27 protein-coding genes and 1 other RNA gene are annotated in these 22962 nt (G+C 66.4%); 11 read left to right on the forward strand and 17 right to left on the reverse strand.

Going from position 1 to position 22962, the window contains the following annotated elements; all coding sequences use genetic code 11:
* From VFH65_RS29080 to VFH65_RS29090, 3 genes are all read right to left on the reverse strand, one after another.
* Window positions 1–421 (reverse strand): SURF1 family protein (locus VFH65_RS29080; RefSeq protein WP_353326563.1); only part of this gene is annotated, 421 nt, incomplete at its 3' end.
* A complete protein-coding gene (locus tag VFH65_RS29085) occupies window positions 421–915 on the reverse strand; it encodes a low molecular weight protein-tyrosine-phosphatase (RefSeq protein ID WP_353326565.1) in 495 nt (164 codons plus the stop codon). The genes VFH65_RS29085 and VFH65_RS29080, both read right to left, overlap by 1 nt.
* On the reverse strand, window positions 908–1561 hold the full coding sequence (locus VFH65_RS29090; RefSeq protein WP_353326567.1) for an HAD hydrolase-like protein: 654 nt from the start codon (window positions 1559–1561) through the stop codon (window positions 908–910). The genes VFH65_RS29085 and VFH65_RS29090 overlap by 8 nt, the downstream gene beginning before the upstream one ends.
* A 63-nt stretch (window positions 1562–1624) precedes the next feature.
* Between VFH65_RS29090 and cobC the strand changes: the two genes are divergently transcribed.
* The 4 genes from cobC to VFH65_RS29110 are packed head-to-tail and all read left to right on the forward strand — an operon-like array spanning window position 1625 to window position 5590.
* The gene (gene cobC, locus VFH65_RS29095; RefSeq protein WP_353326569.1) at window positions 1625–2647 is read left to right on the forward strand and encodes an Rv2231c family pyridoxal phosphate-dependent protein CobC; all 1023 of its coding nucleotides are present in this window, start codon (window positions 1625–1627) and stop codon (window positions 2645–2647) included.
* Entirely contained in the window at window positions 2644–3771 is a 1128-nt protein-coding gene (locus VFH65_RS29100; protein WP_353326571.1) for a Nif3-like dinuclear metal center hexameric protein, read from the forward strand. The genes cobC and VFH65_RS29100 overlap by 4 nt, the downstream gene beginning before the upstream one ends.
* Entirely contained in the window at window positions 3768–4505 is a 738-nt protein-coding gene (locus tag VFH65_RS29105; protein ID WP_353326572.1) for a zinc ribbon domain-containing protein, read from the forward strand. The genes VFH65_RS29100 and VFH65_RS29105 overlap by 4 nt, the downstream gene beginning before the upstream one ends.
* Window positions 4502–5590: a bifunctional RNase H/acid phosphatase gene (locus tag VFH65_RS29110; RefSeq protein WP_353326574.1), complete on the forward strand. Its 1089-nt coding sequence runs from the start codon at window positions 4502–4504 to the stop codon at window positions 5588–5590. Before VFH65_RS29105 ends, VFH65_RS29110 begins: the two co-directional genes overlap by 4 nt.
* On the opposite strand, the gene VFH65_RS29115 is transcribed toward VFH65_RS29110, so the two are convergent.
* Entirely contained in the window at window positions 5591–6166 is a 576-nt protein-coding gene (locus VFH65_RS29115; RefSeq protein ID WP_353326575.1) for a helix-turn-helix domain-containing protein, read from the reverse strand. It abuts the gene before it with no gap.
* A 46-nt stretch (window positions 6167–6212) separates the two neighbouring features.
* Between VFH65_RS29115 and VFH65_RS29120 the strand changes: the two genes are divergently transcribed.
* Entirely contained in the window at window positions 6213–7169 is a 957-nt protein-coding gene (locus VFH65_RS29120) for an NAD(P)/FAD-dependent oxidoreductase (RefSeq protein ID WP_353326616.1), read from the forward strand.
* Complete coding sequence (locus tag VFH65_RS29125; protein WP_353326577.1) at window positions 7156–7779, forward strand: class I SAM-dependent methyltransferase; 624 nt, start codon at window positions 7156–7158, stop codon at window positions 7777–7779. Before VFH65_RS29120 ends, VFH65_RS29125 begins: the two co-directional genes overlap by 14 nt.
* Here the strand turns inward: VFH65_RS29125 and VFH65_RS29130 are convergent.
* From VFH65_RS29130 to VFH65_RS29140, 3 genes are read right to left on the reverse strand one after another with little or no spacing between them, the layout of a single operon-like run.
* Window positions 7763–7996, reverse strand: coding sequence for an Ada metal-binding domain-containing protein (locus VFH65_RS29130; RefSeq protein WP_353326579.1), 234 nt, complete (start codon window positions 7994–7996; stop codon window positions 7763–7765). The genes VFH65_RS29125 and VFH65_RS29130 overlap by 17 nt on opposite strands.
* Window positions 7993–8709 carry a 2OG-Fe(II) oxygenase gene (locus VFH65_RS29135; protein ID WP_353326581.1) on the reverse strand — a complete coding sequence of 239 codons (717 nt, stop codon included), beginning with the start codon at window positions 8707–8709 and terminating at the stop codon, window positions 7993–7995. The genes VFH65_RS29130 and VFH65_RS29135 overlap by 4 nt, the downstream gene beginning before the upstream one ends.
* Window positions 8709–9221, reverse strand: coding sequence for a methylated-DNA--[protein]-cysteine S-methyltransferase (locus VFH65_RS29140; protein WP_353326583.1), 513 nt, complete (start codon window positions 9219–9221; stop codon window positions 8709–8711). The genes VFH65_RS29135 and VFH65_RS29140 overlap by 1 nt, the downstream gene beginning before the upstream one ends.
* Before the next feature lie 82 nt (window positions 9222–9303).
* Between VFH65_RS29140 and VFH65_RS29145 the strand changes: the two genes are divergently transcribed.
* Window positions 9304–10590 (forward strand): HNH endonuclease, encoded by a 1287-nt coding sequence (locus VFH65_RS29145; protein WP_353326585.1) that lies wholly within the window; start codon window positions 9304–9306, stop codon window positions 10588–10590.
* On the opposite strand, the gene VFH65_RS29150 is transcribed toward VFH65_RS29145, so the two are convergent.
* From VFH65_RS29150 to VFH65_RS29170, 5 genes are read right to left on the reverse strand one after another with little or no spacing between them, the layout of a single operon-like run.
* Window positions 10510–11334: a DoxX family protein gene (locus tag VFH65_RS29150; protein ID WP_353326587.1), complete on the reverse strand. Its 825-nt coding sequence runs from the start codon at window positions 11332–11334 to the stop codon at window positions 10510–10512. The two genes, VFH65_RS29145 and VFH65_RS29150, sit on opposite strands and share 81 nt — an antisense overlap.
* Before the next feature lie 36 nt (window positions 11335–11370).
* Window positions 11371–11886: a methyltransferase family protein gene (locus tag VFH65_RS29155; RefSeq protein WP_353326588.1), complete on the reverse strand. Its 516-nt coding sequence runs from the start codon at window positions 11884–11886 to the stop codon at window positions 11371–11373.
* Window positions 11887–11889: 3 nt separating this feature from the next.
* On the reverse strand, window positions 11890–12687 hold the full coding sequence (locus VFH65_RS29160; RefSeq protein ID WP_353326590.1) for a TetR/AcrR family transcriptional regulator: 798 nt from the start codon (window positions 12685–12687) through the stop codon (window positions 11890–11892).
* A 45-nt stretch (window positions 12688–12732) separates the two neighbouring features.
* Window positions 12733–13170, reverse strand: coding sequence for a VOC family protein (locus VFH65_RS29165; protein WP_353326592.1), 438 nt, complete (start codon window positions 13168–13170; stop codon window positions 12733–12735).
* A gap of 10 nt (window positions 13171–13180) precedes the next feature.
* On the reverse strand, window positions 13181–13636 hold the full coding sequence (locus VFH65_RS29170) for an AraC family transcriptional regulator (protein ID WP_353326594.1): 456 nt from the start codon (window positions 13634–13636) through the stop codon (window positions 13181–13183).
* A 26-nt stretch (window positions 13637–13662) separates the two neighbouring features.
* Between VFH65_RS29170 and rnpB the strand changes: the two genes are divergently transcribed.
* Window positions 13663–14060: RNase P RNA component class A (gene rnpB / locus VFH65_RS29175), an RNA gene on the forward strand.
* Between the two features lie 10 nt (window positions 14061–14070).
* On the opposite strand, the gene VFH65_RS29180 is transcribed toward rnpB, so the two are convergent.
* From VFH65_RS29180 to VFH65_RS29195, 4 genes are all read right to left on the reverse strand, one after another.
* Window positions 14071–15564 (reverse strand): CYTH and CHAD domain-containing protein, encoded by a 1494-nt coding sequence (locus VFH65_RS29180; protein WP_353326596.1) that lies wholly within the window; start codon window positions 15562–15564, stop codon window positions 14071–14073.
* 71 nt (window positions 15565–15635) lie between these two features.
* A complete protein-coding gene (locus VFH65_RS29185; protein WP_353326597.1) occupies window positions 15636–17630 on the reverse strand; it encodes a 5-oxoprolinase/urea amidolyase family protein in 1995 nt (664 codons plus the stop codon).
* A complete protein-coding gene (locus VFH65_RS29190) occupies window positions 17627–18259 on the reverse strand; it encodes an urea amidolyase associated protein UAAP2 (protein ID WP_353326598.1) in 633 nt (210 codons plus the stop codon). The genes VFH65_RS29185 and VFH65_RS29190 overlap by 4 nt, the downstream gene beginning before the upstream one ends.
* Window positions 18256–19008 carry a DUF1989 domain-containing protein gene (locus tag VFH65_RS29195; protein ID WP_353326600.1) on the reverse strand — a complete coding sequence of 251 codons (753 nt, stop codon included), beginning with the start codon at window positions 19006–19008 and terminating at the stop codon, window positions 18256–18258. Before VFH65_RS29195 ends, VFH65_RS29190 begins: the two co-directional genes overlap by 4 nt.
* 95 nt (window positions 19009–19103) lie before the next feature.
* Here VFH65_RS29195 and VFH65_RS29200 point away from each other — a divergent pair, with 95 nt between their 5' ends.
* Complete coding sequence (locus VFH65_RS29200) at window positions 19104–19769, forward strand: TetR/AcrR family transcriptional regulator (RefSeq protein WP_353326602.1); 666 nt, start codon at window positions 19104–19106, stop codon at window positions 19767–19769.
* Complete coding sequence (locus tag VFH65_RS29205; protein WP_353326604.1) at window positions 19766–20545, forward strand: enoyl-CoA hydratase/isomerase family protein; 780 nt, start codon at window positions 19766–19768, stop codon at window positions 20543–20545. The genes VFH65_RS29200 and VFH65_RS29205 overlap by 4 nt, the downstream gene beginning before the upstream one ends.
* Before the next feature lie 3 nt (window positions 20546–20548).
* Here the strand turns inward: VFH65_RS29205 and panB are convergent, their stop codons facing one another.
* Window positions 20549–21388 (reverse strand): 3-methyl-2-oxobutanoate hydroxymethyltransferase, encoded by an 840-nt coding sequence (gene panB / locus VFH65_RS29210; protein ID WP_353326606.1) that lies wholly within the window; start codon window positions 21386–21388, stop codon window positions 20549–20551.
* A gap of 142 nt (window positions 21389–21530) precedes the next feature.
* Here panB and VFH65_RS29215 point away from each other — a divergent pair, with 142 nt between their 5' ends.
* Window positions 21531–22928, forward strand: a complete 1398-nt coding sequence (locus tag VFH65_RS29215) for a WS/DGAT/MGAT family O-acyltransferase (RefSeq protein ID WP_353326608.1) — start codon at window positions 21531–21533, stop codon at window positions 22926–22928.
* Window positions 22929–22962 lie beyond the last annotated feature (34 nt).

Genomic DNA, 22962 nt, shown 5'->3' on the forward strand with positions numbered 1-22962 from the left:
CGGTCGGCGGCGGCGGAATGGTCGGCACTTGCGAGCCCGCAACGGGTCGCACGTATCCGCGGTCGACCAACACGGTGGGGCCGCCATCGACGGCGAACGGCACCAGCACCTCGAACGCGGGTTCGCCGTCGATCACCCGCAGCCGCGCAAGTACCTGGGCTTCGGGCAGGTAGCGCCCGGTGGCGGTGACCTGCCGCCACTGCTCGTCGGGTGCCGACGAATCCTGTTGCGGCAGAAGAGTTGTCACCGGCACCGGCTCGGCAGTCAACGAGTGCGAAATCTGAGCGTTCTCCCGCGACGTCTTGGTGTTCTTGCCGAGCTGCCATGGTGCAAGCACGGTGAAACACAGGTAGGCGAACGCGATGACCACCACGAACAGGGCCAGCCACGCCGGCCGCAGCAGAAAGGCCCAACGTCTCATCAGCTTGCGATGCCCCTGTCTGCAAGCTGCTCGTCCACCCAATCGTGCAGCCCGGGCAACGCGGCGTCGATCACCGCGAAGACATCCTCGAAGTCGTCGTGGGTGCCGTAGTACGGATCCTCGACGTCGAGCGCATGCGCACCCGAGCGCGGATCGAACGACCGCAGCATCCGGATCCGGTCGGACGGCACCCCCATCTCCTGAAGCATCCGTTGGTGATTGCGCCCCAGCGCAACCACCAAGTCGGCCGACAGGTGGTCGTCACCGATCTGTGCGGCGCAGTGGGCGGTGGGGTAGCCGTGCTCACGCAGCACATGGCTGGCCCGGTGGTCGGCCGCATCGCCGGCGTGCCAGCCTCCGGTTCCCGCGCTGGTTACCCGAACCGCACCGGACAAGCCGCGCTTGTCGATCTGGTGGGCGAACATCTTCTCCGCCATCGGCGAGCGGCAGATGTTGCCAGAACAGATGAACGTGACATGCAGCGGCTCAGACACCGAGCACCTCACGCAGGTCGTCGACGGTACAGACGTGCGTCAGAGCGATATCAGCGTCGGGCTCGTCGAAATCGCCACGCCCGTAGCCCCAGCCAACCACGACAGTGTCGATGCCGTGCTCGGCGGCGCCTTCGACGTCATGCGACCTGTCGCCGACCATCAACACCCGGTCGGGCAATGGCTGCAGCTGGGCCAGCGCATGCGCGACCACGTCGGCCTTGACCGCGCGCGAGCCGTCGATGCTGGCGCCGGCGATGACCTCGAAGTGCCCGTCCAGACCGAAATGCGCGAGGATCCGCTGGGCCGTCGGCTCCGCCTTTGACGTCGCAACCGCCAGCCGGACGCCAGCGGCGCGCAGATCGGCGAGCAGTGCGGGGATGCCGTCGAACAGCTCGTTGATTGCCCAGCCGCGCGTGGTGTAGTCCGCCCGGTAGGCGGCGATCGCCGCGTCGACATCCTCACCGAGGCCCATCTCGCGCAACGTGTGGTGCATCGGCGGGCCCACGATCCGGCTGGCCAAGTCGCCGTCGGGCACGACTGCGCCGACTGCGCCGAGCGCATGGCGGAAGCTGGACACGATCCCCTGCGCCGAGTCGGTCAGGGTGCCGTCCAGATCGAAGATCACCAGCTGCGGGCTTGGATGCACGCCTCCATTGTCCCCGACGTGCGTGGTCGTCGCGCTGCCCGGTCGGCGCACTAGGGTCGTGATGTGGCAGTTCTCCCGCGTACGGCCGCGCGTTACCACGGCGATGTGGCTGCGCGCCCCGGCATGCTGGACTTCGCCGTCAACGTCCGCGCAGCGCACCCGCCCTCCTGGCTGGTCGACCGGCTCGTCGCGCGGATGACCGAGCTCGGCCGATACCCCAGCGCGACGGATGAGCAGCGCGCGGTCGGCGCCGTCGCTGCCAGGCACGGGCGTCGTGCCGACGAGGTGGTGCTGCTGGCAGGCGCCGCTGAAGGGTTCGCGCTGCTGCCCAACCTGCGGCCCCGGATGGCCGCGCTCATCGCGCCGTCGTTCACCGAACCGGAGGCGGCGCTGGCCGCGGCCGGTGTGCCGCTGGCGCACGTCGTGCTGTCGCCGCCGTTCGGCCTTGACGGCGCGGTCGTGCCCGATGAGGCCGATCTCGTCGTCGTCGGGAATCCGACCAACCCGACGTCGGTGCTGCACACGCGCGAGCAGATCCTGGCCCTGCGCAGGCCCGGCCGTGTCGTGGTGGTGGACGAGGCGTTCGCCGATGCGATTCCTGGTGAAGGGGAATCGCTGGCGGCTGACACTCTGCCCGACGTGGTGGTGATGCGTAGCCTGACCAAGACGTGGGCGCTGGCCGGGCTGCGAGTCGGCTACGCGCTGGGCGCGGCTGATGTGCTGACCCGGTTGACGGCTACGCGGCCGCACTGGCCGCTTGGCACGCTGCAGTTGGAGGCGATCACCGCGTGCAGCGCGCCCGAGGCCGTCGCCGAAGCCGAGAACGGTGCGCGACGGCTGGCGATGTTGCGTGCTGAGATGGTGGCCGCTTTGACGGGTATCGGACTTGACGTGGTGGACGGCCGCGCGCCGTTTGTCCTGTTCGCTGTGCCGGATGCCGAACTGATGCGAAAACACCTGGACCGCAAGGGTATTGCGGTGCGTCGTTGCGACACGTTCGTGGGCCTCGACGGTGAGTACCTGCGCGTCGCGGTGCGTCCTGAGTGGCCGGTGCTGGTGGACGCGATCGGCGAGGTTCTACGGTGAGCGCGCGGTTGTCCGACATCCTCGAGGTGCTCGACGCGGCCTATCCGCCGGGGCTGGCGCAGGACTGGGATTCGGTGGGTTTGGTGTGCGGCGACCCCTCCGAGCCCGTCGAAACGGTGACGGTCGCGGTCGACGCCACCGCCGCCGTCGTCGCCGAAGTGCCCGAGCGCGGGCTGCTGGTGGCACATCACCCGCTGCTGCTGCGCGGGGTTGACACCGTCGCCGCCAGCACCGCCAAGGGCGCGCTGATACACCAGATGATCCGGACGGGCCGTGCGTTGTTCACTGCGCACACCAACGCAGACGCGGCGGCTCCCGGGGTGTCGGATGCGCTGGCCGATGCGCTTGGGCTCACGGTCGAGGAGGTGCTAGCACCGATCTCGGTTGGGCCGGACCTCGACAAGTGGGTGGTCTTCGTGCCTGCCGAGAACGCCGAGCCCATACGGGAATCGATGTTCGCCGCAGGCGGCGGTCACATCGGTGACTACTCACACTGCAGCTGGAGTGTCTCGGGCACCGGGCAGTTTCTGCCGCATGAGGGCGCCACGCCGACGATCGGAAAGGTGGGCGCCGTCGAACGTGTACCCGAGGATCGGGTAGAGGTGATCGCGCCGACCCGGTTGCGGGGCCATGTGCTCGCGGCGTTGCGAGCCGCACATCCGTACGAGGAGCCGGCATTCGACATCTTCGCGCTGGCGCCCGTGCCAGGCGATGTCGGATTGGGCCGGGTTGGATCCCTGCCGAGGCCTGAGACGTTGTCGGCCTTCGTATCCCGGGTACACGATGCGCTGCCAGGCACCTCATGGGGAGTCAGGGCGTCGGGCGAGTCAGACGCGAATGTGTCGCGGGTTGCGGTGTGCGGCGGCGCGGGCGACTCGCTACTAAACGCCGTCGCGGTGGCCGGAGTGCAGGCCTACGTCACCGCCGACCTGAGACACCATCCCGCCGATGAACACCGGCGGGGGTCGGACGTGGCGCTGGTCGACGTCGCGCACTGGGCCAGTGAGTTCCCGTGGTGTACGCAGGCGGCGGAACTGCTACGTGAACATTTCGGTGAGTCGTTGCCGGTTCGAGTATCGGCGATACGCACCGATCCGTGGAATGTCGAGAGAAACGAAACATGAAAGCTGAAGTAGTACAACAACGTTCGTTGCTCGAGCTGGCGGAGATCGATGCCGAGATGAGCCGCCTCGAGCATCGAGCCAATCACCTGGCCGAGCATCAACAACTCGAAGAGATTCAGGCCAAACACCGGGACTCCAACGACAGGTTGGCCGCGTTGCAGATTGCGATCGAAGACTTGGACGCCCAGGTGGCCAAGTTCGAGTCCGAGATCGACTCGGTCCGCCAGCGCGAGGATCGGGACCGGTCACTGTTGAACGCGGGAACCGTTGACGCCAAACAACTCACCGAGCTGCAGCACGAGCTTGGCACGTTGGAGCGCCGCCAGTCCAGCCTTGAGGACTCGCTGCTGGAGGTGATGGAACGCCGGGAGGAGCTGCAGACCAACCAGGCCGACGAGCTGGCGAAGATCGACGAGCTGCAGAACAAGCGAAGCGATGCGCAAAAGGCCTGCGACGATGCACGTGCCGAAATCGACCAACTCCGCCACCAACACGCCTCGCGGCGTGACGAACTCGTCTCCGAACTCGACGCCGATCTCGTCGCGCTCTATGAGAGGCAGCGGTCCCGGGGCGGCGCAGGGGCAGGCGTGCTGCAGGGCAGGAGGTGCGGGGCGTGCCGGATCGAGATCGACCAGGGCGAGCGGGCGCGGATTGCGGCCGCGGCCGAGGACGAGGTGCTGCGCTGCCCCGAATGCGGTGCAATTCTGTTGCGGGTCAAGGGTGCCGGCCAGTGAAGGTGATCGTCGAGGCGGACGGCGGGTCGCGGGGTAATCCGGGGCCGGCCGGCTTCGGCGCCGTGGTCTGGTCGGCTGACCGCAGCGCCGTCCTCGCCGAGAGCAAGCAGGCGATCGGCCGGGCCACCAACAATGTCGCCGAGTACAGCGGGCTGATCGCGGGTCTGGAGGAGGCGGCGAAGATCGGCGCCTCCGACGTCGAGGTGTTGATGGACTCCAAGCTTGTGGTGGAACAGATGTCGGGCCGCTGGAAGGTCAAGCATCCCGACCTCGTGGCGCTGCATCAGCAGGCGACGGCGCTGTCGACGCGATTCGACCACATCACCTACGCGTGGATCCCGCGGCTAAAGAACAGCCATGCCGATCGGTTGGCCAACGAAGCGATGGACGCCGCCACCGAGGTCGAAACGCCGGCCGAAGCGCCCAAGGCGGCGGAGACAGTGTCCTCCCCGGCTGGGTGGACGGGTGCGCGTGGTGCGCCGACGAGGTTCCTGTTGCTACGGCATGGACAGACCGAGTTGTCAACGCAACGGCGGTATTCGGGCCGCGGGAATCCGGCGCTTACCGACGTCGGTCGCCGCCAGGCCGAGGCCGCCGCGCAGTACTTGGCGACCAGGGGCGGTATCGCCGCGGTGATCACCTCGCCGTTGCAGCGGGCATATGACACTGCGGCGGGGGCGGCCAAGGCGCTCGGGCTCGACGTGACCGTCGACGATGATCTGATCGAGACCGACTTCGGGTCATGGGAAGGACTGACGTTCGGGGAGGCGGCCGAGCGCGATCCGGAGTTGCACCGGCTCTGGTTGCGCAACACCAGCGTGACACCGCCGGAGGGGGAGAGTTTCGACCGCGTCGCCGATCGGGTGCAGCGGGCGAAGGCCCGGATCATCACCGAACACGGCGGCGAGACGGTGCTGGTTGTGTCGCATGTGACGCCGATCAAGACGCTGCTGAGGATTGCGCTCGACGCGGGCCCTGGCATCCTGTACCGGCTGCACCTCGACCTCGCGTCGCTGTCCATCGCTGAGTTCTACCCGGACGGGGCGGCGTCGGTGCGACTGGTGAATCAGACGGCGTACCTGTAGTCAGGCGTGCAAGTGCAGCCGCTCGCCGTGCGGTCCGAAGATCGCGAGCGCCTCGACCGGCCCGTCGACCGCGCCGAACCAGTGCGGTGTCCACGTCGAGAACTCCACGGCCTCACCGGATTTGATGATGAAGTCGCGCTCACCGAGGATCAGACGCATCTGACCGGAAAGCACGTACATCCAGTCGTGGCCCTCGTGCACCGGCAATTCCGTTGGTGGCGTACGGCGCCGGGCGCTCACCCGGATCTTGAACGCGTGCAGCCCACCCGCGGGTCCCTGGCGCGTCAACGGCCAGTAGGTGACGTGGTGCGACGTATGTGAGCTGCCCTTCACCCGCGGATCCTCCGCTTCCGGAGTTCGCAACAACTCGTCGGTGGTGACCGAAAGCGCCGCGGCCAATCGGGGGAGATGATCCAGCGCCAGACGTCGCTTGCCCGATTCCAGCCGGCTCAGCGTCGAGACGTCGATGTTGGACCGGCTTGCGACATCTTCCAACGTCAGGCCGTGCTGCATGCGCAACTCACGCAGTCGCCTGCGGACACGGAGGTCCACGCCGTCCTCAGTTTTTGCCTGCATGGCAAACCAGCTTGGCAGCAATGCGATCGGCCTGCAAGCTCGTGTCATGAACGTTGTGTGGGATTGCATCATCGTTGGTGGCGGTGCCGCGGGGCAGAGCGCCGGTTTGGTGCTCGGTCGGGCGAGGCGGCGCACGCTGCTCATCGACGCGGGAAATCAAAGCAACCTTGCCGCGCACGGCATCGGCGGCCTACTGGGCCACGACGGCCGTCCACCGGCCGAGCTGTACGCAATGGGCAGACAGGAATTAGCGGCGTATCCCAGCGTCGAGGTGCGGACCGGTGAAGTGGTGTCGGGGCAGCGGGCCGACGGCGGATTCGTCCTGGAACTGGCCGACGGTCGGCGCGAACCCACGAGGCGGGTGCTGCTGGCCGCGGGCATGGAGTACCGGCTGCCCTCGCTGCCGGGCCTTGCCGAGCTATGGGGCGGGGCGGTGTTTCACTGTCCGTTCTGCCACGGTTGGGAGGTGCGGGATAGGCCGTTGGCGGTGTTGGCGCGCGGTGAGATGGCAGTGCACAAGGCGTTGCTCTTGAGCGATTGGAGCGACGACGTCGTGCTGCTGACCGATGGTCCGGCGGATCTGAGTGCCGAAAACCGCGCGCGGTTGGCCTCGGCCGGTGTCAGGGTCGAGGAGCGTCCGGTGCGCGAACTCGTCGCGCAGAACGGTGAACTGGCGGCCGTCGAGTTCACCGACGGGACTCGTCTGGCACGCGACGGGTTGTTGGTCGCTGCCACGCTGCATCAGCGGTCGCGGCTGGCCGAGCAGCTGGGTGCGGGATTCGCCCCTCCGACGCCGCTGGGGCAGGAGTCTCTCGATGTCGATGCGCTGTGGCGCACCACCGTGCCAGGAGTGTTCGCCGCTGGCGACGTGAGCGCGCAGATGCCGCAGGTGGCAGGCGCGATCGCGGCGGGTTCGCAGGCCGCGGCCGCCGTGGTGCAGAGTCTGCTGGCAGACGACTACGGTCTGCCATCGCAACAATGGAGGGACGATGTCAAAGTCTGAGGCCCGACAGGTTTGGGAAGAGCATTACTCCGAACGCGACCGCGTATGGAGTGGACATGTCAACGTGCGATTGGCGGAGGTGGCGGAAGCGCTGCCGCCGGGCAGAGCGCTGGATCTCGGCTGCGGTGAAGGCGGCGATGCGATGTGGTTGGCCGAACGTGGTTGGCATGTGACGGCGGTCGACATCTCGCAGACCGCGCTGGACAGGGCCGCCGCCGATGCGCGGGATCGCAATCTGTTGGAGCGCATCGACTTCCAGCGACACGATCTGCCGCATACCTTTCCGGCGGGAACCTACGATCTGGTGTCGGCGCAGTTCCTGCATTCCATGGTCGAGCTAGACCGTCCGCGGCTGCTGCGTCTTGCCGCAGACACCGTCGCACCGGGTGGGATCCTGCTGATCGTCGACCACGGCGGGCCACCACCGTGGGCGTCGAAGCTGCACCATCACCACGAGTTCCCCAGCGCCGACGAGGTCGTCGATTCGCTGAACCTCGATGCGGGCGAGTGGGAACGGGTTCGGATGGAAGCCGTTGAGCGGGAAGCGACGGGACCGGACGGCCAGGTCGGCATGCTCATCGACAACGTGATCATTATGAGTCGGCGGTGAGTTGCGCGCTCTTCCACTTCTGGTAGCGGTCGGGCAGGCACCGTGCACAGGGCCGGTAGCCGGCGGCGATAGCTGCTGCTTCGTCGGCGAAGAACACCCGCTGCTTGACGTAGCCGCCGCGTTCGATCGCCCGCAGCGCCGTCGGGCAATCCAGTCGACCGTAGATCCGTGTTGCGCGATGGCCGCCGAGGGTTCCCCACTTGCTGTTGTGTTTCACGCGGCGTCGTGGAACACCAGGCCGAGCGTGTATCGCTCACCGGAGCGGACCGCCGAAACGCCGTGCCGGACCGGCGCTGCCGACCAGCCCCGGGTTGACTCGACGGGTCGTTCCCGCGTGGTGAAGACGAACCCGTGGCCGTGCGGAAGCAGTGTTGCGGTGCCGCGCGACTGCGCGCGCGGGCGCTGTTCGACAAGCAGAAACTCACCGCCGGTGTGATCCACTCCAGGCTCGCTCAGGTTGACGACGACCTGCACCGGAAAGACCAAGTCCCCGTAGAGGTCTCGATGCAGAGCGTTCCAGTCGCCCTCGCCGTACTTGAGCAGAATGGCGGTCGACTTGGACTGCCCGGCCTGGTGGCACATGTCGAGCCATTTGTCGAGAGTGTCGGGCCACGGCGCCTTTCGGCCGAGTTTCGTCCACCAATCCCGCGCGATCGGAAGTAGTCGCGGATAGAGGGCTTGCTTGAGCTGCTCGATCGGCTCGGGATAGGGCTGTTCGAAGTACCGGTATTCGCCCTCGCCGAACCGATATCTGCGCATGTCGATGGTCGAGCGGAAGAGGTGGTCGTCCGGATAGAGCTTTCGTAGGGCGTCCGTCTCGGTCTTGGTGAGCAACTGGGGCAACAGCGCACCGCCGAAGTCGTTGACTTCAGCGGTGATTGCATCCCAGTCGCCCGCGTCGACCCGTTTCTGCCATTTCGTCGGTGCCATCAGAACAACCTCGCCGCTCGGATCTCGGCCGGCTCTTCGAGTTCGAGCAGGAATTGCTTGCGTTCCAGCCCGCCGGCGTACCCGGTCAGTTGGCCATTCTTGCCGACCACGCGGTGGCACGGAACGACGATGCTCAACGGGTTTCGCCCGACGGCTTGGCCGACATCTTGTGCGGTGGTTCCGTCGTCCAGGACAGCCGCGAGTTCGCCGTAGGTGACGGTCTCGCCGTAGGGGATGGTGGTCAGCAGAGCCCACACGCGCCGCTGTGTTTCGCCGGCGTGCAGGCTGATCGGCAGGTCGAAGTCGGCTCGCTCGCCGGCTAGGTAGTCGGTCAGCTGAATGCGTGCGCGCGCGAGCAAGTCGTCGGTTTCCGCGTCGACCCGTGGCCCGAAGGTGTCCGCAGCAGGGCGATACCAGTGATGCCGGAAGTACACGCCGGTCAGCGTGTCATCGTCGGCGACCAGGGTGAGCTCGCCGAGCGCGCTGTCGATAACCGCATGTCGAACGTTCATCAATCTCCCTTTCCTCACCTTGTAGACGATGCGGGGGACCGGTGCGTGAGATCTGTCGTAGGGGCGATTTAGCATCGAATGTATGTTCGATATCGCGGAGCTGACGGCGGTGGATCTCCATGCCGACGAGGCTGTGTTGATCGAGCAGATCGCCTGGTTCGAGCGGCTCAAGTCGGCTGCTGCGACAGGTCAGGCCCGGGCCACAGCTGCCCTGGATGAGAAACGTCGGGCCGACGAGACCGCGGCCGGTATACCGAAGGCAAAGCGGGGCCGGGGACTGGCCAGTGAGGTGGCGCTGGCGCGCCGCGATTCGCCGGCACGCGGTGGTCGACACTTGGGGTTCGCCAAAGCGTTGGTTCATGAGATGCCGTATACGTTGGCCGCGCTGGAGTCTGGAGCGCTTTCGGAGTGGCGGGCGACGTTGATTGTGCGGGAGTCGGCGTGTCTGGATGTTGCGGATCGGCGGGCGTTGGATGCCGAACTGTGCGCGGACGTGAGCACGCTCGAGGGCATGGGGGATAAGCGGATCATCGCGGCGGCCAAGGAGATCGCCTACCGTTTGGACGCGCAAGCCGTGGTGGATCGCGCGGCCAAGGCCGAGGCCGACCGCACGGTGACGATTCGCCCGGCCCCGGATTGCATGGCCTATGTGACCGTGCTGTTGCCGGTCGCCCGGGGTGTCGGCGTGTATGCGGCGCTCAAGCGTGCGGCCGACACGACCTTCGATGACCGATCCGGCGGGCAGGTGATGGCCGACACGTTGGCGGAGCGTGTCACGGGACGGCCCGCGGAGGCGCCGGAGCCGGTGGCGGTGAATCTGGTGATCTCGGATGCGGCGCTGCTCGGTGATGACAACGCCGCGGTGATCGTGGATGGGTATGGACCGATTCCGGCAAATGTCGCGCGTGGACTGGTCAGTGGGGCGGTGACAGATGAGCGGTCGAAGGCGACGTTGCGGCTGCTGTACCGGCATCCGAAGAGCGGCGCGTTGGTGGGGATGGAGTCGCGGTCGCGGCTGTTTCCACGCGGCTTGGCCAAGTTCATCGGCTTGCGCGATCAAACCTGTCGCACCCCGTACTGTGACGCGCCGATCCGGCATCGCGATCATGCCCAACCCCGCAACCGAGGCGGGCCGACCGGCGCCGCCAATGGGTTGGGCATGTGCGAGCGATGCAATTACGACAAGGAATCACCGGGTTGGCGCGTGACCGCGGGTGAGGAAAACCATGTGCACACAGCCGAATTCGCTACGCCGACGGGTGCGCGTTATCGATCCACGGCTCCGCGACTACCCGGGACGCCCTTGATCACGGTCAGCGAGGTCGAGGTCAGGATCGGCATCGCCATGACTGACTGGCACGCTGCGTAGCGCCCATGAGATCACGGTCAGCGCAAGTAACGCTGTCGGGGCGACGATCTCGCCGACACCGTCTCCGACGATGAGGTGTGAAGCGACAGCCGAGGCGTAATTGATGACGGCGCCTGCGTAGGCCCATTCCTTCACGCGCGGGAAATGGGGCAGGAGCAGTACGGCAGCGCCGGGGATCTTCCAGACGCCCATGATCGTCAGCAGGTAGGCCGGATAGCCGAGGTGCTCGACGACATCGCGGACATAGTCGATGCGCGCCAGATCCCACAAGCCGCCGAGGGCGAGTTCCGCCGCGACGGACACGGTCGCCACCCAATAGACAATGGCGCGGCCCCGACTGAAAGGCCTTGCCGGCAGGCGCAAATCGCGACGCGAAGGAGGCCGCAGCGCCCACGAAGCCGCGGTGAGAGCGAGGAAGAACACTGAGCCCACCAGTGTTCGGACATCGTCGCCGACCCATATGTGCGACGCCGCGGCACCGGTGTAGTTGAAGACAAGTCCCGCATACGCCCACTCCTTGAGTCGGGGAAGTCTCGGGGCAAGCAGAACGAGGCCCGCCGACACGTACCAGACACCCAGAATCGCCATGAAATAGCGGGGATAACCCAAATGGATCGCGGTATCGAGAAACGGGAAGTACTTTAGCTGGCCCAATATGCCGCCGAGCACGCATTCTGTCGCCAGAACCGCCGTCGTGGTCCAGTACGCAGCAGTTCTTGCTCGGGTGGGCGCAAGCGTTGTCATGAGTTCATGACGAAACGGATCGGCACAATATGACCGCTACGGCTGCGGCTGGTGCTCAACTCCGGGTGTCCATGGACGCCAGCGCGGTAGCCACGCGTGCACGTTGCGCCGATACGTTTCGTATTCGCCGTCGTATTCACGAACCAGGGTGGGCTCCTCGTACCACCTGACGAACGACGCCGTGAGGAGCCAGAACGCCGCCGCGCACAACAGGAGCCACCAGCTGCCGAACAACAACGCCTGGCCCACAAGCGCGGTGATCAGTCCGGCGTACATCGGATTACGGACATAGCGATTGAACCCGGTGACCACCAGGCGCTGCGTCGGTGCAATCGGCATGGGCGTGCCGCCCGCCTTGACGAACTGGACAAAGGCATGCACCGGTGGGATGAGACCCACCGCAATCAGCACGACGCCGATGATGATCTGCCATACCGGCGTGGATTCGGCTATCTCCCAACGGGTTATCAGCCATGGGATGAGGCCGACCACCGTGCCAGGAGCCACCACAAAGAATGCCGCGGAAGCAATCGCGGCCCGTGACTTGCGCATGATCTATCTCCCTTCGCTGCCCGGATCCTTCGACGTGCCGACGGCACGCAGGAATGCGGCGGTGAACTCCGTGCAGGTCTGGTCCAAGCTGACCTCTTCCGGCAATGCCGGTCGCATCAGAACGTGGGCGAGCATTGGACCCAGAAGCTGTTGCAGCAGTAGTGGTATCGGTATGTCGCGAATGCGGCCGGCTTCCACATGGGTCGTCAGCCAGCCGCCGACTGAGGCCAGCACACGAGGGAAATACCGGGCGAAGATCCGCGTGCCGATGCCGTGTGGGTTTCCCAGCACGTCCGACAGCATCGCGATGGCCACGCGGGGTTCACTGGTAAGCGCGGCGGCGATCGTGCGATAGAGCTCCGCCACGGTTTCCTCCAGGCTTGCGGAGGGGTCGGCGCTGATGCGTAGCACGTCGTGGAACGGGCTGTAGTGCTCGTAGATGGCGGCGAACAATTCGTCGCGAGTGCCGAAGACGGAGTAGAGACTGTGCACCGAACAGTCGGCGGTCTCGGCGACGGAATCCAAGGTCACGTTCGCCAGCCCGCGTTCGCCGACGAGCCGGGCTCCCGCCTCGATCGCGCGGACCCTCACGGGCTGGCCGCCGGGATCGATCCCGGCGGCCCGCACCGCCTCGTCCAACGCCTGCCGCGAGCCGTTGAGGCGACGCACCAAGGTGCTGCGTGACACGCCGGCCGCCTGGGCGATCGTCTTCAGTGGCACGTCGGCGACGTCCTTGCCGGACTGCTCGGCGGCCTGAACCGCCGCTGCGACCAGATCGGCTAATTCACCAGCCGATGACATGCTACTCAAGGTAACATGTATCAGAGTGTCAAGCTAGGCCGCCGGTCATCCCGCCCACGACGACACGTCGGCCAACTGGGTGAGTCGCACGCTGTTGCCCGACGGGTCCCGAAATCCGCAATCGATGCCGTAAGGCATCTGATGCGGTTCCTCGGTGAATTCGACGCCGCGGGCCTTCATCTCTTCGTAGCTGGCTTGGCAGTCCTCGGTGGTGAGAAAGACCGTGCCCGCGAAGCCCTTCGCGGTGAGGTCAAGTACCTGCTTCTGGGTGGGCTCGTCCATCACCGGAGGGCCAGGCACTGCCATCAGCACGATCGACACATCGTCCTGGCCGCGCGGACCGACAGTCAGCCAGCGGAAGGTGCTGTCGAGGTCGGGCAGCGAAACATCTTGGCGCACTTCCATACCGACTTTTTCGGTCCAGTATTTCAGTGCCACTTCTTGGTCGTGTACCCACAGGTGGGCGCTTGCGATTTTGATCATGGGCACGACGCTACGGTCGGTCGCCTCGGCCCGTCTTCTCCCCGTGTGCTGTCTTGCGGACCCGGCTGTCGGCGGGGGGCCGCGTGTCCCGCCGAAGGATGCAGCTCGGCACCCGGGCATGCATCGAGGCCGGCGGCAGGCTGGCTCGATACGCCGCCGGCGGGAGCCCGTACACCCTGGCGAAGCTCGTCGTGAATGACCCGACGCTCTGCAGGCCGACCATCACGCAGATATCGGCGACCGAGCGGTCGGTGTAGCGCAACAGCGCCGCGGCGCGCTCGAGCCGGCGGGTCTGCAGATACGAGCGTGGCGACTCGCCGAACGTGCGGGTGAACATCCGGCTGAAGTGGGCCCGCGATAGCCCGGCCGCGGCGGCCAGGTCGTCGACCGTGATTGCCTCGGCGTAGCGGGCGTCGACCAGATCCTTGGCCCGCAGCAGATAACGGGCTGGGGGAACCTGCGGCATGCCTCAAGTATTGTTGATCAAGCGGATGAGTTGGCTGGGCGGCCGCGGATCGTCGAAAGGTGATTCGAGGAAAGTCCGGACTTCACAGGGCAGGGTGATTGCTAACGGCAATCCGAGGTGACTCGCGGGAAAGTGCCACAGAAAACAGACCGCCACCTTCGCGGTGGTAAGGGTGAAACGGTGCGGTAAGAGCGCACCAGCATTCCGGGTGACCGGAGTGGCTAGGCAAACCCCACCCGAAGCAAGGCCAAGAAGACCGCACCTGGTGCGGTCGCGCAGGCGTCCGAGGGCTGCTCGCCCGAGCCTGCGGGTAGGCCGCTCGAGGCACCCGGCAACGGTGTGTCCAGATGGATGGTCGCCGCCTCGTCGCCGTGATATTCGCGGTGGGGAGGGACAGAATCCGGCTTACAGGCCAACTCATCCGCCCTTCGGGCCTACTGCGCCTTGCGCACCGCCTTGTCCAATTGTTTGAGCGCATCGCCAACCTGCTCGCGTGAGCGCTGCGCCACGTCGTCCTCCCGCGCATAAAGCAGGCCGTACGTGAAGGTGTCCTCGCCTGCGGCCTGCGCAGCCTCGGCCTGCTGGCTCAGATGAGTGCGGCTGACCACGCTGTCTTGATGGTCACCCAACAACGTCTGGATCGTCTTCGCGCGATCGGCCACCTTGCCCTCGCCCGTCGCCGCAGCTGTGTAGCGAAGTCGCTTGGCGCCCTTGCGAATTCGATGCAACGCCTCGTCGCGGTCGTGCGCAGGCGCCTCCTTCGCACGCTTGGCCGCCTTACGGATCCGCTTGTAGGCCGAGTCGAGGGTGACCGCCGTGGGCTCTTCGCCCGCCTGCGTCGGCGGCGGTTCGGCCGCCACCAGACCCTCGAGCGCATCGAGCAACCGGAAGTAGCGCTGCGTGCGCATCGCGACAAGCGATCGGCGTAGCCCAGAGGCGTATCGCCGCTTCGCACCGTCGACGAGCCGCTCCCGCACCGGCCCACGCACCAGCTCCTCGGGCAGCTCGTCGAGCGCCCGTTCGTAACGCTCGGCTAGCACCTCGGCGTCGCGAGCCACCCCGAGCACACTGGCCAGCTGCCTCAACTCGTCGAGGATCCACGCGTCGTCGGAGAGCCCGAACGCCCCTTCCGAGGATTGCAACAGACTGCGGATTTTCCGTGTGGTGACCCGCATCTGGTGCACCGAGTCGTAGACGTCCGCCCGTACCGCGCGGTCCCACACCAGCAGTTGCTCGACCTGCTCGGCCACCGCGCGGTGCACCGGGTCGACGGGACGCGAAGTCGCTTCGGGCTCGGGCGCACCCGCCGCGGCGAGGACGCGCGCAAGTTTGGAGCCATGACCCGCAGGCGCCGCTCCGGCATCCAACAGCCGGTTCGTCAACCGCTCCAACAAATCGCGGTCACCGCCGCCGGCCAGCTCCAGCTCCCACTCCCGCCACTGCTGCTCGGGCCCATCGGGATCGGCCTGAGCCGTCACCTGGTCGTCGCAGAACTCCGCGAGCGCAACGCCGTCGGGCCCGTACAACATGTCGACGGTGCGCTTGGTGGCGATCCTGGCAACAGGGCTCAGCGTTCGGTCGCGCACGATGGCCAACACGACGTCGAGCAACGCCTCCGGCACGGCATCGACGGCCTCGCCGTTATCGAGTGGTGCGCGCACTTCGGTCCGCTCATCCGGTCCGGCAGGCAATTTGAGGTGCCACCCGGCATCGGGGCCGCCGGTGCGCCTGCGCAGCGTGACGTGATGGGCTGCCAGGTCGTGGTTCGGTGTGTCGAAGTAGACAGCGTCGAGTTGCTGCGACGGCGACCGCTCTACTCGCGCCACCGACGCCAGCCCCTCGAACGACGGGGACACGGTGGAGTCGACCACCTCGAACTTGCGCTCGACCTCCTTGTACCTGGAGGTTCCGGGCGTACTCGGAGCCATTTTCACCTTCAGTTGCAAGCCGCGGCTTTTCCGTTGTCGGACGCCTCAGCGTGCCATATCGAGGTGAACCGTCAGCTCGCGCGCTGGAACTCGCCTGCCTGATCCCACGCCTGCCGTTCGGCGGCGAACGCCACCGCCTGCTGCTTGCGGAACTCGCTGATGCCTTCGGAGTTGGCGGTCAGAAAGCCTTGGTAATCGGCGAGGGAGAACAGCCCGGCGTCGATGGCCACCTCGCCGCGGCCCGCCGCCATCTCGGCACGCAGGTCGACCAGCTCCTCGGCGCTCACCGGATAGAAGCTGATCCGGTCGAAATACCTCAGTAGCCAAGGTGTTCCGGGCTCGAAGGACCGCGCGCTACCAGGATGGCAGTGATTCCACACCTGCGTCGTCCGACCGACGAACTGATAACCGCCCGGGCCCTCCATGCCGTAGATGCACAGATACGCCCCACCGATGCCGACCGCGTTCTCCGGGGTCCAGGTCCGCGCAGGGTTGTACTTCGTCGTGACAAGGCGATGGCGCGGATCCAGGGGAGTGGCCACGGGCGCACCCAGGTACACATCACCGAGCCCGAGCACCAGATACTGAGCGTCGAACACGATGTCGTGCACCTGCGCGACGTCGTCGAGGCCATTGACGCGGCGAATGAACTCGATGTTCCAAGGGCACCACGGCGCGTCGGCACGAACACCGTGCATGTAGCGCTGGATCGCCTCATGCGTAGCGGGGTCGTCCCACGACAACGGCAGGCGCACCGTGCGGCTCGGCACCACGAGCTGATCCGACGGCGGCAGCTCCTCGTCAAGACGCGCCAGCAGATCGGTGATCTCGGCCATCGAGAGCACCGCGGGGTCGAACTGCACCTGCAGCGAGCGCACACCGGGTGTCAGCTCCGTGATGCCGGGGATGTCCCTGGCCCGCAAATCCTCGTGGAGCACATGCACTCTGGCCCGCATCGCCAGGTCCAGCACCATCGGCCCATACTCGACGAGCACACCGCCGTCGCCGCCGCGGCGCAGCGTCACGTCGGTGCCGTCGGGCGCAGTGAAGCGGTTCAGCACGCCGTCATCGCCGTCGCTGGACGTGGAAATCACCAGCGGGAACGACGCTCGCCGGTCGATGTCGATGGTGCGCAGCGACGGCGCCCTGTCGGCACGCACCGGCACAAACCGCACCGCGTCTCCCGGCGCCATCTGGCCCAGCTTCCACCGGTCGCCGCCGACGACGGTCACGGGACACACGAACCCGCCCAGGCTGGGCCCGTCGGGCCCGAGCAGGATCGGTGTGTCGCCGGTGAAGTCCAAAGTGCCTACGCAGTAAGCGTTGTCGTGAATGTTCGACGGGTGCAGGCCCGCCTCGCCACCGTCGCTGCGCGCCCACTGCGGCTTCGGTCCGACGAGGCGAACCCCGGTCCGATCGGAGTTGAAGTGCACGGTGTAGTCGGTGCCGACCACGGTGTCGATGTCGGCGCGGGTGAAGAACTCCGGTGCGGCGTGCGGTCCCTCGGTGACCGCGACCTCCCAGCGGTGCCCGATGCTCGGCTGCTCATCGATCGCCGCACGCGCAGGCCTGCCGTTCAGCTGGCCGTGATCCGTCCCGGCGGTCAGCACATCGCCGACGCGCAACGGCCTTCCCTGGTGCCCCCCGAATGCGCCGAGAGTGAATGTGGCTGTGCTGCCCAGGTATTCGATCTCGCACAGCCCGCCGGCCACCAGCACGTAGCACCGCATGCCTGGGCCGGTGAGCGTCCCGACGTCGAGGACGCCGCCAAGCGGTACGGTGATCGACTGCCATTGTGCGACCGGGGTGCCGTCCAGCGTCACCACGACGGGTGCTCCCGTCACGCAGACCCGTCCGCCGTCTGGAAAGCTAAGGGCCGGACCAGCTCTCGTGCACTCCAGCCCGGCCGTGCCCTCCGGATTGTCCAGCACGCGGTTGCCGATGCGGAACGACAGATCATCCATCGGCCCGGATGGCGGTACCCCGACATGCCAGTATCCGATGCGACCAGGCCAGTCCTGCACGGTGGTCAGCATGCCGGGCCGCACCACCTCGAAGGTGGTCATCGAGTCGAGATCACCATCCGCACTTCGGTCGGGTTGAATCCGTTGCAGGGGTTGTTGATCTGCGGACAGTTGGAAACCAGCACCATGGTGTCGACGTCGGCGCGCAAGGTGACCGACTTGCCGGGTCCGGACAACCCGTCGACGATGCCCAGCGTTCCATCAGCCTCAACCGGCACATTCATGTAGAAGTTCACGTTGGGGACGATGTCGCGCTTGCCGAGGCCCCACTTGGCGCCCTCGGCCAAAAAGTTTTCCGCACAAGCGTGTTGGTGCACGGTGTGGTGGCCGTACCGGAGCGTGTTGGACTCCTTGGAGCAGGCGCCTGCGATCGTGTCGTGGTTGCCGACGTCGTCGGCGACGATCGTCATCAATGCGGTGCCGTCTTCGGCGCGCAACACCGAACCCGTTGTCAGGAAGATGTTGCGCGCGGCGGCGATCGTTGCCTGCGCGCTGTAGCGGAGCCCGTGATCCACCTGGCTCCCCGAGACGCCGTAGAACAACGTGTCGACGGCCTGGTTGCCCTGCAGGTCGATGATCTGCAGCGTCTGGCCGGCGCGGACGATTGCCGACCACGGGGCGCACGCAGGCACCACCTCGTCCAAGACCGTGGTCGCCTCGACGGTTGTCATTTGGATGACTCGCTGAATTGTGCTGTGGCCCAAGTGCTTTCGGTATTGAATAGCGCCCGCAAGTACTCGGGGTCGTCGTTGACGGGTGTGGTGAGTTCCTCGCCGGCGCGCCAGGCCAGCACGTCGAGGTCGGTCAGTGCCGGGTTGGAATCCAGCGGGTGTGCGGTGTTGACGAGGGCCACGACCAGCGGCAGGTGGATCAACACGTCGATTGCCGCGCCGGGACCGGCCGAACCGGTGAAGTTCAGCGAGCCATCACCCCCGACGCGAACTCCCTTGAACAACGACACCGACGGTCCGACGTCGCGGATGTCGAGGCCGTGCTTGGCGGCCGCGAGCAGCATCTTGGCGCGTCCGGCTCCGGTCATCCCGCACAGCGTGTCGTGGTGCCCGGAGGTGTCGGCCACCACTGTGGCCAGCACCCTGCCCTGATCCGACAGCAGGGGGTGGCCCGCACCGAGGTATGCCTGCCAGGGCACCTTCATGGTGTCGGCCACGTTGAGCCGTTCCCACGGCGCGTCCGCGCGGAACAGCAGGACATGCGCGCATGCACCGCCGTCGGGATCGGACAGCCGAAGCCGCGTTCCCCGTCCGAGCACCTTGGTGGTGTACGAGCCTGCGGGCACCGCCTCGGCCCACACCAGCCGCGACGGCTCGACGTGGGCTGGCGTGCTCGGGATCCGCATCATGGCGCTGCGCAGCTGGGACCGTGCGTGCTCCCTTGCCCCGGCGGTCGACTCGGTGCTCACCTACGACTCCTATTCGATTAACTGTCAGTTGAAAGTTTTGTGGTCGGCCATTCCCCGTGGGTATCGGCGCTGTTACGAGTGCGTAAGAATGAGCCATGCGCAGCGACGGCCGTGGACGCCCGAGGCTGGAGCAATCGCGGCGGCCGGGCAAGACCGCTCGCGAGGAGATCCTCGACGCGGCCGCCGAACTGTTCACGAATCTCGGCTACGCCAGCACGTCGACGCGGCGGATCGCCGACGCGGTCGGGGTACGCCAGGCGTCGCTGTACCACCACTTCGCCACCAAGGACGACATTCTCGACGCGCTGCTGACCGGAACGGTCGACGAGCCCTTGCGCCTGGCCGCCGAACTTCTCGCAGAGCCCGGACCGGCCGCGCCTCGGCTACACACGCTGGTCGTCGGCGATGTCACCCAACTGTGCGCCAGCCGGTGGAATCTCGGCGCGCTTTACCTGCTGCCCGAGCTGCGGCTGGACCGTTTCGAGCAATTCCGGTTGCGGCGTGCGGAGCTTCGCGCCCGCTACCGTGCCCTGGCTGCCGAGGTCATCGTCGAGTGCGACGGGCCTGCCGATGCCGATGACCTGCCATTTCGTCTTGTCGAGTCGGTGATCAACCGTCGATCTGATGACTCCGATTGCCCTGAGGACCAGCCATGGGTGATCGCCGACGGGGCGCTGCGCACGCTGGGCTTCGACGGCGACTTCGACCTACTGCACCGGCAGACCAGCCAACGACTGCGGCCGGTTAAGGTCGGCGTGTGACCGAATACCAGACGATCAAGTTCGAGCAGGCCGGCGCGATCACGCGCATCACCCTCAACCGGCCCGATGCCGCAAACGGCATGAACGACACCATGACTCGTGAACTGGCCGACGCCGCCCGGCGCTGCGACACCGAGGCGACCAAGGTCGTCGTACTCACGGGGTCAGGCCGATTCTTTTGCGCCGGAGGCGATCTCAAGTCGTTTGCGTCGGCACCGAGCCGCGGCCGCTACATCAAGGGCGTCGCCGACGATCTGCACCGTGCGATCTCCACGTTCGCACGGATGGACGCCGTGCTCGTCACCGTGGTCAACGGCGTCGCCGCCGGGGCCGGCTTCTCGGTCGCAGTGACCGGCGACGTCGTGCTGGCGGCAGAGTCCGCGTCGTTCACCATGGCCTACACCCGCGCCGGGCTGAGTCCGGACGGCAGCTCGTCGTACTACCTGCCGCGCCTGGTCGGCATCCGCAAGACCCAAGAGCTGATGCTGACGAACCGCACCTTGTCGGCGCAGGACGCGTTGCAGTGGGGATTGGTCACGGAAGTGGTTGCCGACGCCGAACTCCAAGCCAGAACCGATCAGGTGGTCGACCAAATCGCCGCCACCTCAAGGGAATCCAATGGCGCGGTGAAGGCGCTGCTGCTATCCACGTTCAAGAACGGTATCGAGGAGCAGATGGAACTCGAGGGACGGCTGATCGCCGAACGCGCCGATTCGGCAGACGGACGTGAAGGTGTCGACGCGTTCCTGGCGAAACGCAAGGCCGAGTTTGCCTAGCGGTTAGAAGGAGTGGTCCTCAGCGGGGAACACTCCCGAAGCCACCTCGTCGGCGTACTGCGTTGCGGCGCGGTGCAATTCGGCGCCGACGTCCCCGAAGCGCTTCACGAACTTCGCGGTCTTGCCGCTGGTGAGTCCTGCCATGTCCTGCCACACCAGCACCTGTGCGTCGCAGTTCGGTCCTGCACCGATGCCGATGGTGGGGATGGTCAGCTTGCCGGTGATCTGCGTGGCGAGTTCGGCAGGCACCATCTCCATCACGACGGAGAACGCGCCAGCCTCCTGCACGGCGATCGCGTCATGGATCGTCTGCTCGGCGGCGTCACCGCGGCCCTGGACCCGGAATCCGCCGAGGCTGTTGACGCTCTGCGGGGTGAACCCGATGTGCGCCATCACCGGAATGCCCGCGGCGCTGATCGCGGCGATCTGATCCGCGACGCGCTCGCCGCCTTCCAGCTTTACCGCGTGGGCACCGGTTTCCTTCAGGAACCGGGTCGCGGTGGCCAGCGCCTGCTGCGGGCCCGCCTCGTAGCTGCCGAATGGCATATCGGCCACCACCAGCGCGTGCGGAGCTCCTCGCACGACGCCGCGGACCAGCGGAATCAACTCGTCGATGGTCACCGGCACGGTGGTGTCGTAGCCATACACCACGTTGGCGGCGGAATCACCGACCAAAAGCACCGGAATTGCCGCCTCGTCGAAGATGCGGGCGGTGGAGAAGTCGTAGGCCGTCAGCATGGCCCACTTGTGGCCCTCGGCCTTCCACTTCTGCAGGTGAAGAGTACGAACTTTCGTCCGCGGCTTGGGATCGGCGGCGGCACCGTAAACCGTCTGCTCAGACATCGTTGTCCCCCAGTGGGTGAGTCGGGTCGAATCCTCGAGGCCGTCACGGTCCCCGGGTTCGTCTGACCCCCCAAGTCTGCCACCTAAGCACAAGAACCTGAACTTCCGATTAAGTGGATTTCCTCACATTACGATCTGGCACATGCAAAGGCTCAGCGGACTCGACGCCAGTTTCCTCTATCTCGAAACCGCGGCACAGCCATTGCATGTGTGCTCGATTCTGGAGCTGGACACCTCGACCATGCCCGGCGGTTATACATTCGACCGGCTGCGCGACGCGTTGGGCCTGCGGATCAAGGCCATGCCGCAGTTCCGGGAAAAGCTCGCCGACAGCCGTTTCAACCCCGACCATCCGGTGTGGGTGGAGGACAAGGACTTTGACGTCGATCGGCATCTGCACCGCATCGGCCTGCCGGCGCCAGGTGGCCGCCGTGAACTTGCTGAAATCTGCGGCCACATCGCGTCGCTGCCGCTCGACCGCAGCCGGCCGTTGTGGGAGACGTGGGTGATCGAGAACATCGCGGGCACCGACGCTCACGCCGACGCCGGTGGCCGGCTGGCGGTGATGACCAAGGTGCACCACGCCGGCGTCGATGGTGTGACCGGGGCCAACATCATGTCGCAGCTGTGCAGCACCGAACCCGACGCGCCCGCACCGGACGCCGTCGAGGGCGTCGGCGATGCCAGCGGCCTGGAAATCGCGGTGAGCGGCGCGATCAAGTTCGCCACCCGGCCGTTGAAGCTTGTCAACGTGCTGCCCTTGACGGTCTCGTCGGTCCTCGACACCGTCAAGCGCGCGCGTAGCGGCCTGACGATGGCCAGCCCGTTCAGCGCACCGCAGACCGCCTTCAACGCCAACGTGACGGGTCACCGCAACATCGCGTTCGCTCAGCTCGATCTCGAGGACATCAAGACGGTGAAAAACCACTTCGGCGTCAAGGTGAACGACGTCGTGATGGCACTGGTGTCCGGAGTGTTGAGAAAGTTCCTCTACGACCGCGGTGAACTGCCGGACAGCACGCTGGTCGCGATGATCCCTGTTTCGGTACACGACAAGTCGGATCGGCCGGGCCGCAATCAGGTATCCGGCATGTTCTCCCGACTCGAGACCCACATCGCCGACCCGGCTGAACGTCTCAAATCCATTGCGGAAGCGAATTCCGTTGCCAAACAACATAGTTCGGCCATCGGCGCGACGCTGCTGCAGGACTGGTCGCAGTTCGCCGCGCCGGCGGTGTTCGGCGTCGCGATGCGGGTCTATGCCGCAAGCCGGTTGAGCGGGGCCAAGCCCGTGCACAACCTCGTCGTCTCCAATGTGCCCGGCCCGCAGGTACCGCTGTACTACCTGGGCTGCGAGGTGAAGGCGATGTACCCGCTCGGGCCGGTCTTTCACGGCTCCGGGCTGAACATCACCGTGATGTCGCTGACCGGCAGTCTCGACGTCGGCATCGTGTCCTGCCCCGAGCTGCTGCCCGACCTGTGGGATCTGGCCGACGACTTCTCTGACGCGCTCGGCGAGCTGCTCGACGCCACGAGATAAGCCACGAAGTAGCCGCCTCGCCAGGGCCGATGCG

It is taken from the genome of Mycobacterium sp. (assembly GCF_035697385.1).
In the GTDB taxonomy this organism is placed as follows: domain Bacteria; phylum Actinomycetota; class Actinomycetes; order Mycobacteriales; family Mycobacteriaceae; genus Mycobacterium.